The 15228-nt window shown below is 49.8% G+C and carries 8 protein-coding genes; all 8 read left to right on the forward strand.

Translation table 11 applies throughout. From position 1 onward, the window contains the following. The first annotated feature begins 171 nt into the window (after positions 1-171). The 8 genes from drmD to drmC are packed head-to-tail and all read left to right on the forward strand — an operon-like array spanning position 172 to position 15191. Positions 172-3327 (forward strand): DISARM system SNF2-like helicase DrmD, encoded by a 3156-nt coding sequence (gene drmD / locus DDY07_RS09860; RefSeq protein ID WP_171695761.1) that lies wholly within the window; start codon positions 172-174, stop codon positions 3325-3327. Next, positions 3324-7373, forward strand: coding sequence for a type IIL restriction-modification enzyme MmeI (locus DDY07_RS09865; RefSeq protein ID WP_171695762.1), 4050 nt, complete (start codon positions 3324-3326; stop codon positions 7371-7373). Before drmD ends, DDY07_RS09865 begins: the two co-directional genes overlap by 4 nt. A 24-nt stretch (positions 7374-7397) precedes the next feature. Next, a complete protein-coding gene (locus DDY07_RS09870; RefSeq protein ID WP_171695763.1) occupies positions 7398-7631 on the forward strand; it encodes a hypothetical protein in 234 nt (77 codons plus the stop codon). Between the two features lie 23 nt (positions 7632-7654). Then, on the forward strand, positions 7655-8734 hold the full coding sequence (locus DDY07_RS09875; RefSeq protein WP_171695764.1) for a hypothetical protein: 1080 nt from the start codon (positions 7655-7657) through the stop codon (positions 8732-8734). Next, positions 8721-8999, forward strand: a complete 279-nt coding sequence (locus DDY07_RS09880) for a hypothetical protein (RefSeq protein WP_150049771.1) — start codon at positions 8721-8723, stop codon at positions 8997-8999. Before DDY07_RS09875 ends, DDY07_RS09880 begins: the two co-directional genes overlap by 14 nt. Before the next feature lie 12 nt (positions 9000-9011). Next, positions 9012-12503, forward strand: coding sequence for a DISARM system helicase DrmA (gene drmA, locus DDY07_RS09885; RefSeq protein ID WP_216614734.1), 3492 nt, complete (start codon positions 9012-9014; stop codon positions 12501-12503). 10 nt (positions 12504-12513) lie between these two features. Next, complete coding sequence (gene drmB / locus DDY07_RS09890; RefSeq protein WP_171695765.1) at positions 12514-14358, forward strand: DUF1998 domain-containing protein; 1845 nt, start codon at positions 12514-12516, stop codon at positions 14356-14358. Beyond that, on the forward strand, positions 14355-15191 hold the full coding sequence (gene drmC, locus DDY07_RS09895; RefSeq protein WP_171695766.1) for a DISARM system phospholipase D-like protein DrmC: 837 nt from the start codon (positions 14355-14357) through the stop codon (positions 15189-15191). Before drmB ends, drmC begins: the two co-directional genes overlap by 4 nt. Positions 15192-15228 lie beyond the last annotated feature (37 nt).

Consider the following 15228-nt stretch of genomic DNA (forward strand, 5'->3'; position numbering starts at 1 on the left):
TGGTACCGGATGAAAATGTGATTCCACCCTGTTGTTGGTTCGCTACACACTTTGAATCCCCCCTTGAACCTTCGTTACTGAAACCTCGGATTAATTTTCTCGCAGGCAATAATTGATGTTGGTGTAGCATTTGGCTTTATTTATTAGCACAGCTTTGAATTAGGGAAGAAAATGCAGACAACACCGGAAATTGGTCAACTTGCTATCGTTCGCAAGCGTCCCTTCGTTGTTACGGAAATCATTCCGGCAGCCCCCGGAATTGGACGAGATAAACCCAACCACTTGATCAAACTCTCGTCAGTTGAAGACGATGGATTGGGAGAAGAGCTGCAAGTTATATGGGAGCTGGAGCCAGGCACCTCGGTTTACGAAAAATCTACGCTTCCAAACCCAGACTCATTTGATCATCCCAAACGCTTGCAAGCCTTTCTGGACGCTGTTCGCTGGGGTGCCGTTTCGCAAGCCGATGACAAAGCCTTACAGTCACCTTTTCGCAGTGGCATTGAAGTAGACGATTACCAGCTCGATCCCGTGGTTCGAGCGCTTTCCATGCCGCGGGTAAATCTGTTGATAGCAGATGATGTCGGTCTCGGTAAGACCATTGAAGCCGGACTTGTTGTGCAGGAAATGATTCTACGCCACCGTGTCCGTTCAGTATTGATCGTTTGCCCCTCGTCTTTGCAAGTGCAGTGGAAAGAAGAAATGCGGGATAAGTTCGGTCTCGAATTTCGCATTATCGATAGCAATACGATCAGTCAATTGCGCCGTAAGCGCGGCATCCATGTCAATCCATGGACACATTTTCCGCGGTTGATTACTTCCGTTGACTATCTGAAACGTGAGCGTCCGTTACGGACTTTTCGGGAAACCTTGCCAGCAGGCGATCAACCCACTTACCCACGAGCATACGATTTACTGATCGTCGACGAAGCCCACAACATTGCCCCATCTGGCCGCGGCAAATATGCCACAGACTCGATGCGGACCTTAGCAATTCGCTCATTAACTCCGCATTTCGAGCACAAATTATTTCTCTCCGCGACACCGCATAACGGTTACCGCGAAAGCTTTGCGGCGTTATTGGAATTGTTGGACAGCCAGCGTTTTGCCCGCGCCATTACCCCCGATCGCTCGCAATTAGACGCCGTGATGGTTCGGCGCATGAAATCCGAGCTTAAATTACGCTGGGATGGTAGTCGTCGTTTTGCCGAAAGACTCGTCAAACATTTGGAAGTGCCATATACAAATGAAGAACGACTGGCCCACCAAGCCTTACAACAATATTCGGAATTGCGCCTCAAACACGCCAGCTCAGACGGTGAACGCATGGCTGCCGAATTTGTCTTGAAACTGCTCAAAAAGCGCTTGTTCTCGTCACCAGCAGCTTTCGGCAGCACGCTGGAAAAACACATTGCCTCCGTCGGCAAGCAAAGTGGTAAAGCAATTGCCAACCGCGACATTGCTGACTTTTCCGATGACTATGCAGATGACGATGAATATGAACTCGAAACCGGCGAAGTCGTCAGTTCCGTCAGCCAATCGTTATCAGCCTTGACCAGCGAAGAGAAAAGCTTGCTCAGACAACTCAGCGACTATGCTGTCAAAACCAGTTTGCGGCCGGACAGTAAGGCCGAGACCCTGATCAACTGGCTCAAGAACTCTTTGCGACCGGGCGGACAATGGAATGAAGAGCGTGTGATCATCTTCACCGAATACCGTGCCACACAAAAATGGCTTTATGACCTGCTGGCCCGTGAAGGCTTCGCCGAAAATGAACGCCTAGAGATGATCTATGGCGGCATGGACAACAAACAGCGCGAAGCCATCAAAGCCGCATTCCAAACTCACCCCAAAGATTCGACAGTTCGGATTCTACTTGCAACCGATGCGGCGTCGGAAGGCGTCAACTTACAAAATTATTGCTCCAAGCTGATCCATTTTGAAATCCCCTGGAACCCTAATCGCATGGAACAGCGCAACGGCCGGGTGGATCGTCACGGTCAAAAAGCGGACGAAGTGGATATTTATCATTTTGTCGGCAAAGGCTTTGATAAAGCCCAGTCAACCGCCAAGGTGGGCGACCTTGAGGCCGATTTGGAGTTTTTGATGCGCGCTGCGCTCAAGGTGGAAACCATACGCGAAGACCTCGGCAAAGTTGGTCCGGTAATCGCCACGCAAGTTGAAGAAGCTATGCTCGGCAAACGCCAGCGCCTTGATACCAGCCGTGCTGAGCAAGATGCAGAACCCGTGCGCCGCATGCTGAAATTTGAACGCAAACTCCGCGAGCAACTGGAAAAACTGGCCGCTCAGTTACACGAAACCCAGCACGACCTCAATCTCACGCCCGATCATATCGAAAACGTGGTTCGAGTTGGCCTGGAACTCGCCGGTCAGCCTGCGCTGATACCGGTCGAGATAGACGGCATTTGGCCCGACCCGACCGGTCTGCGGAAGACTTGCCCGGTATTTCATTTACCGGCGCTATCGCATAGTTGGGCGCAATGTACCGATGGTCTGGCCCATCCACACAGCAAAGCCATTCGCCCGATTGTGTTTGATGCCGCTTTGGCAACCGGTCGAGACGATGTAGTTTTAGCTCATCTCAATCATCGTCTGGTGCAAATGTGCTTGCGACTGTTGCGAGCGGAAATCTGGTCGCTCGACACCCAAACCCAGCATTTGTCGCGCGTATCGGCCTGCATCGTCGATGATTCAGCGTTAAGCCATCCCGTGGTGATTGCCCATGGCCGGATTGTAGTTTTGGGTGGCGATAACCACCGACTACATGAAGAGATCATCACCGCCGGCGGTGCCTTGATTGAAGGCCGCTTTAATCGTTTGAATGTCGGCGAAACCAAAGCCGCTGCAGAATCAGCTACCGATACACCCGTACCGGCTGCAATTGAAGCCCGCTTCCAAGCGCTATGGCCAAAGCACGCTGATAGCTTACTGGCTGCCCTGGAAGCGCGACGCGTCGACCGCACCAAAAATCTGGAAAAAACCCTCGAAGAACGCGCCGAAAAAGAAGTCAGCAAACTGACCGCCATCATGACCGAACTACAACGCTCGATTCAAGCCGAACTCGCTCCCCACCAAATCGAACAACTAGACCTGTTTCTCCTGGGTGACGATCTTGGCAAACAACAGCGCGAACGCGATCTATCCGCATTGCGTAGACGGCTAGAAGAAATTCCCGAGGAAATTGAGCGCGAATCGCAGCATATCCGCTCGCGCTTCACGAATCCGCATGCCCGACTGTTCCCGGTCGCGGTCACCTGGTTAATCCCGCGTAAAGCCGTGCTGGAAATCACCGGGGGTAAAGCATGAGCCAGCCCAACGTTTCCCGTCATCATGCCGACTGGCTGTCGCTGGTCGAAGTCTCCGGGCCATTCGTCTCGCTGCCGGTATTGCTTAAAACCTTTCCGCAAGGACTGGACGCTCGCGATCCGGCGCAAGCCAAAGTATTACGCGCTGCCTATGAAGAATGGCAAGACAACCCCAATGGCCCGGGCAAACAGCGAGGCTGGATACTGCATGTCCTTGCTCAACTTCTGGCGTATCCGCAAGATCTGATTGCCGAAGGTCAAACGCTTCCTGCTGGTTTGGAAGCCTGCTTGCCGGAAATGGCTGAAACCCTGCGCCCAGATTTTGCCTTGGTAAGCCCGGCGGGTTCCGACAAACCCGGCCAAGCACACATGTTGATAATGATTTACCCATCCGAACAGGCGCTGGATAAACCGGTGATGGGTAAACTCTGGAAAGCCACACCCGCCACCCGCATGATGGAATTATTGCACGGTGCCGATGTGCCATTGGGGCTGGTCAGTAACGGCGAACAATGGATGTTGGTCTATGCGCCCCGCGGTGAAATCACCGGTTATACCTCTTGGTATGCCAGCCTTTGGCTAGATGAACCCATTACCCTGCGCGCTTTCCATTCCTTGCTGAGCATCCGTCGCTTCTTTGGTGTCGCCGAAGGCAGCACGCTGCAAACCATGCTCAAAGAAAGCGCACAAGATCAGCAGGAAGTCACCGATCAACTCGGTTACCAAGTCCGGGAAGCAGTCGAAGTATTGGTGCAATCCTTCGATGCCTTGGACAAGGAAAGCAACCGTGTCTTATTAAAAGGCGTCAGCGCCAAAAGCCAATACGAAGCCGCACTCACCATCATGATGCGCTTGGTGTTCCTGTTTTCTGCCGAAGAACGCGACCTGCTGCATTTGGGCAAACCGCTGTATGACGAAAACTATGCCGTTTCCACCTTGCAGGTACAACTCCAGGAAGTGGCCGACCGTTATGGCGAAGAAGTCTTGGAAAGACGCTACGATGCCTGGACTCGGTTATTAGCCACTTTTCGCGCGGTTCATGGCGGTGTCGATCACCAGGATTTAATGATGCAAGCCTACGGCGGTTCGCTGTTCGATCCTGACCGCTATCCATTTCTGGAAGGCCGTAGTATCGGCAGCAACTGGCGCAATAGCGCCGCCGAGCCTTTGGCCGTCAATAACCGCGTGGTTTTACATCTGCTCAACTCCTTGCAAAGACTGCGCACTAAAAATGGTCCCGCAGGCATGGCGGAAACCCGCCGCGTTTCGTTTCGCGCGCTGGGCGTGGAGCAAATCGGCCATGTTTACGAAGGCTTGCTCGACCACACCGCGGTTCGGGCCAATGAAGTAGTGTTGGGTATTTCCGGCACCCGAAAAAAAGAGCCGGAAATACCCTTGTCCGAGTTGGAAGCCTTACTGGCGGACAGCCAAGATAAACTCATCAACTTTCTCAAAGACGAAACCGGCCGTTCCGCGTCAGCGTTACGTAAAGCCTTGGAACAAGGCAGTTTGCTGGACGAACACAAGCTATTGCTCGCTTGCGGACAGGATCAAGTCTTACTGGAACGCTTGCGACCCTTTGTCGGTATTATCCGCGACGATTCCTTTGAACGGCCGCTGGTAGTCTTGCCCGGTAGCGCCTATGTCACCGCCGGCACCACCCGCCGTAGCACCGGCACCCATTACACCCCCCCGACATTGACTGAGCCGGTGGTTCAGCACACCCTGGAGCCTTTGGTGTATCAAGGCCCTGCCGAAGGCTGGCCGCGCGAGCAATGGCAACTTAAATCGCCCAAACAAATCCTGTCACTCAAGGTCTGCGATATGGCCATGGGTTCCGGCGCCTTCCTGGTACAAGCCTGCCGCTATTTGGCCGAGCGTTTGGTGGAGGCCTGGGAGAACGAGGAAAAGCGCCATCCCGGAGAAGTATTGACCAGTCCGGAAGGCGAGTTTTCCAAAGCCGCGCCCAGCGAACGCTTGATTCCACAAGATGCTGCCGAGCGTATTGCTGTTGCCCGTCGGGTAGTGGCTGATCGTTGTTTGTACGGTGTAGACATAAACCCGATGGCCGTGGAAATGGCCAAGCTGTCGATGTGGTTGATTACCGTCGACAAACATCGCTCGTTTACCTTTTTGGATCATGCCTTCAAATGTGGTGATTCGTTATTGGGCATCACCTCGCTAAAACAATTAGAAAACTTCAGTCTGCAACCAGAGGGCTGCAAGCAAACATCTTTTGCGACGTTGAATCTGTTTCGCCATATCGAAGAGGCAACTAAGAAGCGGGAAGCTCTGGAAGCAATGTCATCCGATACGCCTGAACAGATATCTGCTAAATCTGTGTTGTACGAAGAGGCTGAAGAGGCTATAACCAAATTGTATGCAGCGGCTGATGTTCTAATCTCAGTGGAAATTAAAGGATTGAAAGGCAGGGCTTATGAGGAAGAACGCCAACTAGCGGCTGATCATATGATGGCCTATTGGGCACAAAGTATTACTGAGTTACGGGCTTTTGCTAGTAAGAGACTAAAAAACGTGCGTTGTTTTCATTGGGGATTAGCTTTCCCAGAAGTTATTAATCACAATGGATTCGATGCTTTTATTGGAAATCCACCGTTTTTAGGAGGCCGGCGGATTTCATTTAGACTTGGTCAAGAATATTACTCACATTTGCAATCGCTTTTTCCTTGGGCAATAAGAACAACTGACCTGTGCGTTTATTTCCTCCGTAGAACTTGTAGTTTACTTAAAGAAAACTCGGTTTCTGGATTAATTCTAAGTGACATAATTACCCAAGGAGATTCACGCGAAGCAGGAATCGCTCAACTTTGCTCTATGAATTTCAAGATTATTTGCGCCAGATCATCTAGACCTTGGCCTGGAACAGCAGGGGTAAAAATAGTAGATTGTCATTTTTTCAAAGGAAACTGGAATGCAAAATCAAAATTTGACTCATTATTTGTAAATGAAATTAATGCATATTTTCGACCAGAAGCAGGAAGAAATGCACCATTACAGTTACGCCATAATTCAGGTATATCTTTTTCTGGACATTACCTTGGAGGACAGGGTTTTTTGATTGGCCCAGACGAAGTCGAAAAGCTTATATTAGTAAATCCTGATAATGCCGATGTGATTTTTGATTATATTAAGGGTGACGAGTTAAATAATAAGGTATGTCAAACAAACCCATTAAAAGCAATTAACTTCGGATTTCGCGATTTGCCTGAGATTGAACAAAACTATCCGGAAGCTCTTGAAATCATCCGTGAAAGAGTTAAGCCAGAACGAGATTTGGTAAAGCGCGAAACTCATAGAGAAAGATGGTGGCGTTATGCTGATGCTAGACCCGCACTTGCTGAGGCAGTAAAAGATTTAAGTCACGTTCTACTACAACCTTACACAGCAAAATATGTTATGCCTAGCTTTTATCCATCGCGATGTGTTTTTGCCCACCCAATGGTCGTGATAGCTGATTCTAGTTATGCATGTTTTGCATCGTTACAAAGTACATTTCATACACTATGGGTATGGAATTATTGCGCAACAAATTTAGATTTGCTTGCATATACAGCAGATAGAGTTTTGGCAACATATCCATTCCCTCAACCGACAGATCAAATCACTGAAATTGGGCAGCGATATGCACATCGGCGCGATGAATTAAGGATATCGAGATCCTGGGCACTAACTGAGTTATATAACCGCGTACATAATCCTACGGAAACTGATTCAGATATTTTAGGATTGCGCGAATTGCATGTAAAACTTGATCTAGGGATCGCTATTGCATATGGATGGCGTGATCTTGATTTTAACCATGACTTCCATGAAACCAAGCAAGGCATTCGATTCACCATTAGCGAAGCTGCGCGCCTAGAAGTTCTCGACCGCCTGCTGGAACTGAATCACCAACGCTACGCTGAAGAAATCGCCTCCGGCTTGCACGACAAGAAATCAGCCAAGTCTGCTGGCACTGGCCGTGGCCGCAAGAAAAAAACCGAGCCTGCTGCTGCCAATGAACCCGAACAATTCCAAATTTTCTGAACGCCATTCAGAAGGAGAGCCGCTATGACCGCCCAATATTATGAAGCCGTTGCAGAAATTCCGTTAGACCATTGTCTGCATTTGCAGCTGCCGCCGGAAATACCCGCTGGCCCGGTACGGGTCGCGATTATTTATGATCGGGCTATCGATACCGCCGGACAAGACATCAAAAACCTGCTGGCCGCGATGCCGGATGTCGGCGACGATGTGGATTTCAATTTGCGGGCTGGAGCAAATAATGATCTGCTATTCTTCTGAAATTAAATATTCGTTTTCTTTCCATGACTTTTACTAATCAACTCACAGATAATCATACCGCTGAGTTCACGACCTTGTTAAAAATCGAGGGTGCCGAAGCGGAATATCATGAAATCCGCGCGGAGACTTTGGCTTCAGTTTTGGCTGGTTTGCAAAAATTGGTTTATTTGTTGGCGACTGCCGAATCCGGTCAGGAGTTAGGCGAGCGGCTGAAACCCAGCAAAGCTATGCGCGAAAGCTGTTCGCTGCTTTGTGGTGTACCCCAAGCAGGCAGTTATGCCGTGCCGCTGGATCTGGGCTTGCATCAACAAATGGATATGGCCCCTAGCCCTTTTTTGTCGCGTATCGAGCAAATCTGGAGTGCGTTAGCGAGTCAGGATCAAAACCAGTTAAAGCAACTATTGCCCGCTACGATTGCGCAAAAGGCATTGAGAGAAATCCAGAAATTCTTGCCCAAAGAGCATGAAGGCTTGCGTTTGGGTTTCCAGAGCCGTTCCTCGACAACGCCGGCATTTTTGACGTCAAAAACCTCACGTTTTATCGCCGACTATTTGGCCCCTAAAACGTCGGAAGATGCCGTCATGACAGTTACGGGCGAACTACAGCGGATCGATTTTGCCGCGCATCAATTGACCATTCTTTATCCGCCAACTCGGCGAGAAATTGTCTGTACTTATTTGGCGGAAATCGAAGAAAACATTATTGAATCACGTAAAGAGCCGATTCAGGTAACCGGTCGGTTTGTTTTGGACGATACAGGTAATCCGATCAAGTTAATGGATGTCACGCGAGTTGAGCCGATCGATCTTTCCCCTGTGCTGATTAACGAAGTGGAAGCCGTTAATGTTCGCTTTAAACAGCCTCTGGAATTATCGCCTTCACTGGATGAGGACAGTCAACAGTACTTATGCATAACCGAACCGAATATAGGGTTACAGATTTTTGCTTTGAATCGCGAGTTATTGTTCGCCGAAATTCAAGAGCAGTTGGCAATGTTATGGCAGGAATATGCACTGGCTGCCGATCAAACTTTAGATGTTGATGCCAAAATCATTCAGGCCAACTTATTGAATCTTGTGGAGGCAGAAGATGCCAAGGCGTAAGGATGATATTGAGCAAGGTTTGCTACGCAAAGGGTTTGTGAAAAAAGAAGGCGACCATCATTTTTTCATCTACTACAACCTGAAAGGCGAGAAAACCGCTGTTTTCACCAAAACCAGCCATACACCCAAAATGCGTGAGATTCCGGATAATCTTTTGGGATTGATGGCAAAGCAATGTCGGCTTAATAAAGCGGAGTTTTTGAATTTGGTGGATTGCCCACTGAGTCGGGACGAATACGAACAAAAATTGGCCTCAAACAAATAAGGGACTTTTACGATGACGCTGTATGCGCCTACCCCCACTTCGATTCGCGACGAATTGACTCAAATGGTCATTCGCGATCTTCTCGGCCCAGCTGGTGGTGTTGAGGAAGAGTTAAATCAATACGAAGACCATGCCTACCAACGTTATTTGGTCGGCATGTTGGCGCCGAAGGACAAGGAGGTAGCCGGCGGCGAATTGGACGAATTGGCAACGGGCGACGGCGATGAGGGGGAAGAAGGCAATACTGATGCCGGCGTACCCGCGGGCAGCACGTACTTTCCGTCTTCAATGGGTTTGAGCTTTGTGGTGGCATCCGAAACGGCTGAAATTCTGGTTGCTGCCGAATGGGGGCAGTACCTGCGGATTAAAAGCGATAATCAACAGAACAAAGATGGCAATCCTGCCAATGTCTGGAAACGCAGGCCGGTGGTTGCGCCAGAATTACCGTTAGTGTTGAAGGAAGGCAATATTGCCCCACAAGCGCTTCATCCCGATCACCCCTTGGTGTTGCTGCAAGGACGCATCCGTTCTACTGCTGACGGTTGGGTGGTTACGTTATTCATGATCAATCAACAGGAAGAACGTAAAGGCAGAAACGAACCAAAAGACGAAGTGTGGGTATTTCAACCCAAGCTAAAAGTGTATGCCTCGGATAGCCAACCGATTTTTGTGCAGCGCAAAAACGTCAAACTTGATTTGTCGAAAATGGACCCGTTGACGCGCGAGGAATCCGAAACCTTGGAAATGCTGTATCGGCATCAACGCGAGTTTGCGGTCGGCCACGGCATTTCGGTGCATGCCACGTTACCTGAGCCTTTGGCAGAGCGAGCCAGCCAGGTGGAAACCGAATGGGTGCCTTGTTTTGAAGTGCCGCAACAAACCCCGCGGTCTGCGGCAGACGATGAAAATCTCGCCGGCTTGAGTATGGACATGAAGGCCCTGGCAGATTTACCCAAGGAAGGCTTAATTGCCAGCTTGCGCCATATCGAGACAGCCTACCGAGTGTGGATCAAAGCGGAAGCCAACAAATTGACCTTGCCGGCTGAGAAGCTAGACGGCCATGAAGAAACAGCGCGCCGAGCCGTGGAGCGTTGTACTCGGGCCTTGCAACGGATCAAAGCCGGTATTGATTTAATCGAAAACGATACTCTGGCGGAGGAGGCCTTTCGATTTGCCAATCGCGCGATGTGGCAACAGCGGATTCACACCACTTTTTCCCGAAAGGTGCGTAAAAAGGAAATCAAGCTGGAAGATGGTACTTCGGCTTTAGATATTGCCAAAAACCGCAGCTGGCGTTTGTTTCAGTTGGCGTTCGTATTACTGAATTTACCGAGTCTGACCGATTTACACCACTCTGATCGTAGTCATGAAACCGATGCGGTTGCCGACTTGCTGTGGTTTGCCACAGGTGGTGGTAAAACCGAAGCTTATTTGGGTTTGACGGCCTATACCCTGGCATTAAGACGCTTACAAGGCGAAATCGAGGGGCGACGCAGTGATCATGGTGTGGCGGTTTTAATGCGCTATACCCTACGCTTATTGACGTTACAGCAGTTTCAACGGGCGGCTGCTTTGATGTGCGCCTGTGAGTCGATTCGTCGGGTTGATATTGGCAAATGGGGCGAAACACCCTTCCGCTTGGGACTGTGGGTGGGTAATAAAACCACTCCCAATACCCTTGCCGCTGCAGCCAATTCTTTAAGGCAGCGCAATGTCGGTGGCAGACCGTCGGCCTCCGGTACACCGCAACAAATCACGTCCTGTCCTTGGTGTGGTTGTGAGATCAAGGAAAAACATTTGCGGGTCTATGAAGCACCCAGCGACATTGGTCGCTGCGTCACCTATTGTGGCGACGATTTAGGACGATGTGAGTTTTCCGAAGCCAAAGCACCCAAGGAAGGTTTGCCGGTGATGGTGGTGGATGAAGAAATATATCGTCGGCCACCCTCGCTATTGATTGCCACTGTCGACAAGTTTGCGCAAATGCCCTGGAAAGGCGAAACGCAAATGCTGTTTGGCAAGGTTTCGGAGGTGTGTGATCGGCACGGGTTTCTGTCGCCGGAAATCGATGATGGGCAATCCCATCCTTCCCGTAATGGTTTGCCGTCAGTCAAAAATCGGCCCCATGGAGCGTTACGGCCACCAGATTTGATTATTCAGGACGAATTACATTTGATTAGCGGGCCATTGGGCTCAATGGTTGGGCTCTACGAATCGGCGGTTGATGAGCTGTGCTCTTGGCAAGTCGACGGCAAGAAGGTGCGACCCAAGGTTGTGGCTTCGACAGCGACGATTCGTCGTGCGCCGGATCAGGTTCAAAAACTGTTTGTGCGTAAACTAGAAGTGTTTCCGCCGCAAGGCACCAGTATCAGAGATAGCTTTTTCGCCATTCAACGACCGACGGGGCCTGAGTATCCTGGTCGTCGGTATTTAGGTATCAATGCCTTTGGACGGCGTTATCCGGTAGCGATGATTCGTAGCTATGTGGCGCATATGGCTGCGGCGCAAGCGCTTTATGATAAATACGGTCGCTTGGCTGATCCATGGATGACCCTGGCTGGATACTTCAATTCCATACGCGAATTGGCCGGTACGCGTCGACTGGTCGAAGATGATATCCGCGCCCGTCTCCGCGATGCCGATCAACGAGGATTGGCAAAGCGTCGGGTACGAATGGGCGCAGTGGAAGAGCTGACTTCGCGTAAATCCGGCTCGGACATTCCAAAGATATTGGATAGGCTGGAGGCCGTTTTTGATAAGGAACTGGAAGTACAGCGTGCTGCGGAGCGTAAAGCCAATCAGCCCGTTAGTTCTTCGATGCCTTACGATGTCATTCTGGCAACCAATATGATTTCGGTAGGCGTGGATATTGACCGTTTAGGTCTAATGCTGGTCGCCGGTCAACCCAAAAACACTTCTGAATATATTCAGGCTACTAGCCGTGTGGGGCGTTCATCGGACGGGCCTGGCTTAGTCTGTACGGTATTCAACTGGGCGCGTCCACGCGATCTGTCGCATTACGAACGCTTTGAACACTATCATGAAACCTTTTACAAACATGTCGAAGCCTTGTCCGTAACGCCATTTTCCGCGAGGGCACTGGATCGTGGTTTGTCAGGTGTCATGGTCGGTTTGATGCGCTTATGGGATGAGCATTTGAACGAAAATGCCGCGGCTGGCCTGGTAGCGGATACAGACGCATTTTGGAACATGATGGCTGATGTTTTAGCCAAGCGAGGCGTTAATGCCACTCATGATCCTGCTGTCGCTGAACGCATCAAGGATATGCTGGATAGACGCCGAGATGAATGGTTGTGTCGGGTGCATAACCAAAAAGATCATCAGCTTTGTTACCGCTCCGAGGGAGGCGCGACTGTCGGCTTGCTGGAATTGGCCGATGACAAAGAGTGGAAGCTATTTACCTGTCTGAGTTCGCTGCGTGACGTGGAAGGCACCGTCGATCTGGTGCTGGATCAGCGCACCACAGGTTTACACACGGATTAAGGAAACGACGATGAACGAACTTGGCGAACTACGCCCCAGCCAGTTAATTTTTACTTTTGGCATTGGCTCGTTAGTCGATTTGCCGAATATGTCCGCTTTGGTGATGGGACTGGACGACTGGGATACTCGGTATTGTAAGGAGATCGAAGAAGACCGCTTGATCGCCGCGGTACAAAAGCGCCTCGGTGCACAGATGAATAGGCTTTACATGCCGCCAATAAAGTTGGATAGCATGGACCGTGATCCGACGGCTCCAGCTATCGGTGTGCCAGTGGTGCCTTTTCCGCGTTGGATGCGCTGTTCGTTATGTGACACCTTGGCGACAGTGGAGTCGGGGGTTTTTAAGTTGATTCAAGACCCTTATCGTCCTGATCGGACGGAATATGTGCATCAAGGCTGTTTGAAAAGCCAGGGTGGGCGCTCTCCATCGGCTTTGTCGGTACGATTTTTACTGGCATGTCGCGAGGGGCATTTAACCGATTTTTCTTGGTTAAGTTTTGTGCACAAAGGCAATGTCCCTTGTCGCCCGGCCACATTGACTATGCGGGAATTCGGAGCGTCAGGGGATGCTTCTGACATTATTGTCGAATGCCATGGGGGATGCGGAATGTCAAGGCGTATGGCTGACGCTTTTGATAGAGACAGCTACAAATATGCATGCTCAGGACATCATCCGCACTTACGCTTGGTTGAGCACGATTGTAAAGAGGAAGCGAAACCCATTTTGCTTGGAGCATCGAATAGTTGGTTTCCAATTGCTCTATCCGCGTTATCCATCCCGCGTGCCACTGACAAATTGGGAAAATTGGTTGAAGAACAGTGGGCCAAGTTGATGAACGCGAATTCGTTAGCGAAACTGGGTTTTTATCGAGAGGAGCAACAGACCTACCAATCGCTAATTCCGTTATTTGCGGAATTTTCTGACGAAGAAATCTGGGTGGCCATTGAAGAAAAACGCGCAGGACAACAGAGCGCTCTGCCTGCAGAAGATTTGAAGCTGCCAGAGTGGATGGCTTTTTCAAATCCGGATTCATCCAAGGAAAATCGAGATTTCAAATTAAAGCGAGTATCACCGCCAAAAGGGTTTGAGGCGTTTCTCGAAGACACGGTCTTAGTGGAACGAATCCGGGAGGTGCGGACTTTGTTGGGATTTACCCGCATCGAATCTAACGCTGATTTTGCGGAAGCAACAATCATTCAAGATGGTCGTATGACCAAACTTTGTCGGGAAAATCCAAACTGGTTGCCGGCAGCGGAAGTGCGGGGCGAAGGTTTGTTTTTACGTATCCGAGAAGATGTTCTTCTGGCCTGGCAAGCGAAAGATGAGGTCAAGCAGCTTGAGCAAGAGTTTTTTGAGTCACATAAGGCCTGGCGCCGACTGAGAAAACTTGAACCCGTACAAGATGGCTTTCCAGGTATCCGACTGATTCTTTTGCACTCGTTATCTCATGCTTTGATGCGGCAAATCGTTTTAGACTGTGGGTATACAGCTTCCAGTGTTAGAGAGCGTTTGTATTCGCGCAACCCTGGAGAAGATGGCGGGCCTATGGCTGGCATATTGTTGTACACCGCGGCGCCAGATAGTGAAGGCACGTTAGGCGGCTTGGTCGAATTGGGTGATCCACTCACTTTAGGCCGGCACCTTCAACAAGCGCTAGAGAGTATGCGCTTATGTGCGTCCGATCCGTTGTGTTCCGAACATAGACCCGATACGTTGGGTAGAGGCATACACGGTGCTTGCTGTCACGCTTGCCAATTTGCCGCGGAAACGTCATGCGAACGAGGCAATAGGTATCTGGATCGATCAGTACTTGTCGATACATTTTCCGCCCGCGGAACAGCGTTTTTTGAATGACCAACGTGCGCAAAGATTTATTTGAATCGATTGATAAGCTAGTCAAAAAAGCACCGGCTGATTGGATGATAGCCGCATGCGAAACACTTCGGTCGGTTGATTCTGATACGTCATCAGACCGGGTGATCAAAAAACTACCGTTAACTAATAATGCCGATCTTTCATTTTTGATTGGCGAAACGGTGCGAATGGCTTCCAACACCATGTCTTGGGAGGCATTGAGCTGGGCTCTTGATTCGAGTTTTGAAATTTATCAGCAAAGCTTAGCCTCTCAACGTATCGAATTACTTTGGTCAGGCCCAACACCGGTTGCACAGATTCCTGCCCGCCGAATCGATCAGGCGCTATACGATTTAATTGCTAATGCTAAAAGCGAAATCTTGCTGGTTACCTTTGCTGCGTCTAGGATTCAGCGGCTTGTTAATGAGTTGGTCAATGCTCGACAGCGTGGTGTAAAAATCCGACTGATCCTTGAGTTCGAACAAAGCTCTGAGGGGCAATTAAGTTACGATGCACTCAAGGCTTTTCCAGAGACCTTTGTTCAAAATACTGAAGTTTATTGCTGGCCAATAGAGAAACGCGATAGAAATCAGGCCGGACGTCCAGGAAAACTTCACGCTAAGTTAGCTATTGTTGACGATACGGTTTTGATTTCCAGTGCAAACCTGACGGATGATGCGTTTAATCGAAATTTGGAAGTTGGCGTCATGATCCAAAACAACGAGTTTCTTATAAATACGAAAAACTATATTGGGTCGCTGATTTCATGCGGAATTTTAAGCCGGTTAACAACCATGGTCCCGATAGTACTGGCGCCGAGCCCCACTGTATAACCTTCGTCAGTTAAGGCGCTGCAATCAAACCGGTTTG

The sequence above is a fragment of the Methylomonas sp. ZR1 genome (genome assembly GCF_013141865.1).
Lineage (GTDB): Bacteria > Pseudomonadota > Gammaproteobacteria > Methylococcales > Methylomonadaceae > Methylomonas.

Coding starts and splice junctions, on each gene's coding strand:
- drmD (WP_171695761.1), top strand. CDS start 172: ATGCAGACAACACCGGAAATTGGTCAACTTGCTATCGTTCGCAAGCGT.
- DDY07_RS09865 (WP_171695762.1), top strand. CDS start 3,324: ATGAGCCAGCCCAACGTTTCCCGTCATCATGCCGACTGGCTGTCGCTG.
- DDY07_RS09870 (WP_171695763.1), top strand. CDS start 7,398: ATGACCGCCCAATATTATGAAGCCGTTGCAGAAATTCCGTTAGACCAT.
- DDY07_RS09875 (WP_171695764.1), top strand. CDS start 7,655: ATGACTTTTACTAATCAACTCACAGATAATCATACCGCTGAGTTCACG.
- DDY07_RS09880 (WP_150049771.1), top strand. CDS start 8,721: ATGCCAAGGCGTAAGGATGATATTGAGCAAGGTTTGCTACGCAAAGGG.
- drmA (WP_216614734.1), top strand. CDS start 9,012: ATGACGCTGTATGCGCCTACCCCCACTTCGATTCGCGACGAATTGACT.
- drmB (WP_171695765.1), top strand. CDS start 12,514: ATGAACGAACTTGGCGAACTACGCCCCAGCCAGTTAATTTTTACTTTT.
- drmC (WP_171695766.1), top strand. CDS start 14,355: ATGACCAACGTGCGCAAAGATTTATTTGAATCGATTGATAAGCTAGTC.